Here is a 1,434-nt window from a genome sequence, read left to right on the forward strand (position 1 = left end):
GTGTAGGAGCGGGCGAGCGAGAACTCTTCCGCAAGCCTCAGCACGCCGGATTTCGAGGTGCGCTTGAGCGATGGCAGCGACACGTTCTGGAAGATCGGCAGGCCGATCACCACGCCCTGCTTGCCGCGTTCCTCCGGCACATAGACGATGCCGGCCTCGATGGAATCGGCGGCCGATTTCGGCGCGATCGTCTGACCGTCGAGCGAGATGGCGCCACGGCTCGTGCGGGTGATGCCGGCAATCGCCTGCATGACCTCGCTGCGCCCGGCGCCGACCAGTCCGTAGAAGCCGAGGATCTCGCCCTTGCGCAATTCGAAGCCGATGTCGTCGAACTCGGTCGGATGCGACAGGCCGGAGACGGAGAGCACCGGCGCGCCGATCTTCGGCTCGCGCTGCGGGAAGATGTGGTCGACGTTGCGGCCGACCATCATGCGCACGATCTCGTTCTGGCCGGCATCCTTGAGCAGCCCTTCGCCCACCATCTCGCCGTCGCGGAAGACGGTGTAGCGGTCGGCGATGCGGTAGATCTCGTCGAACTTGTGGCTGATGAAGAGCACCGCCTTGCCTTCGCTCTTCAGGAATTCGATCAGCAGGAAAAGCTCCTCGATCTCCTTCATCGAAAGAGCGGCCGTCGGCTCGTCCATGATGACGATACGGGCATCGATCGACATGGCGCGGGCGACGGCGACCAGATGCTTGTTGGCGATGCCGAGGTCCTTCAGCCTTGCGTCGGCGTCGATATGGCCCGCGCGCATTGTCTCCAGCACCTCGCGGGCATTTTTGCGCATGGTGCGCCAGTCGATGGTGCCGAAGCGGGTGTGCGGCGCGTGGCCGAGGAAGATGTTCTCGGCGACCGACAAATCGTCGAACAGCACGGTTTCCTGATGGATGGCGGTGATGCCGTGGCCGAAGGCGGCGTGCGCGCTGGGCAGCGTCGTGACTTGGCCGTCGATGCCGATCTCGCCTGAATCGGGCTGGTAGATGCCGGTCATGATCTTGACCAGCGTCGACTTGCCGGCGCCGTTCTCGCCGATCAGCGCCGTCACCTGCCCGGGATAGAGCGACAGGCTGACATTGTGCAGGGCGCGCACGCCCGGGAAACTTTTCGAGATGCCTGTGAGCGTCAGGCGCGGAGAGGCGCTTTGGGAGAGGCCAGAGGGCTCGGGCCGCTGTGTCTCCTGTTTGCGCTGGGCTGTCGTGTCCATATCCGTATCAGGCCCTGAGAGAAGGTCCGTTTGAGGATGCGGCGGGACAATTGTCCCGCCGCATGAGCTTGGAGTCGAGAAGGATCAATAGATCTTGGAGAACTTCTCGATGTTGGTCTTGTCGAACTGGAAGGGCGGAGCCATCGCGGCCGAGTTGGTGTCGTCGAGCGTCACCTTGCCGACGCGGCCAATCGACAGCGTGGCGCCGGGCTTGGCCTCTTCCTTCTTC

At 63.7% G+C, this 1,434-nt stretch carries 1 protein-coding gene and 1 pseudogene; both read right to left on the reverse strand.

All coding sequences use genetic code 11. The features are described 5' to 3' along the window. A partial coding sequence (locus EOD07_RS34275) for a sugar ABC transporter ATP-binding protein (protein WP_245470602.1) occupies positions 1–1,205 on the reverse strand: 1,205 nt, incomplete at its 3' end. 84 nt (positions 1,206–1,289) lie between these two features. Continuing rightward, a pseudogene (locus EOD07_RS39255) lies at positions 1,290–1,434 on the reverse strand (rhamnose ABC transporter substrate-binding protein); the annotation flags it as partial.

This window comes from Mesorhizobium sp. M2C.T.Ca.TU.002.02.1.1 (assembly GCF_003997225.1).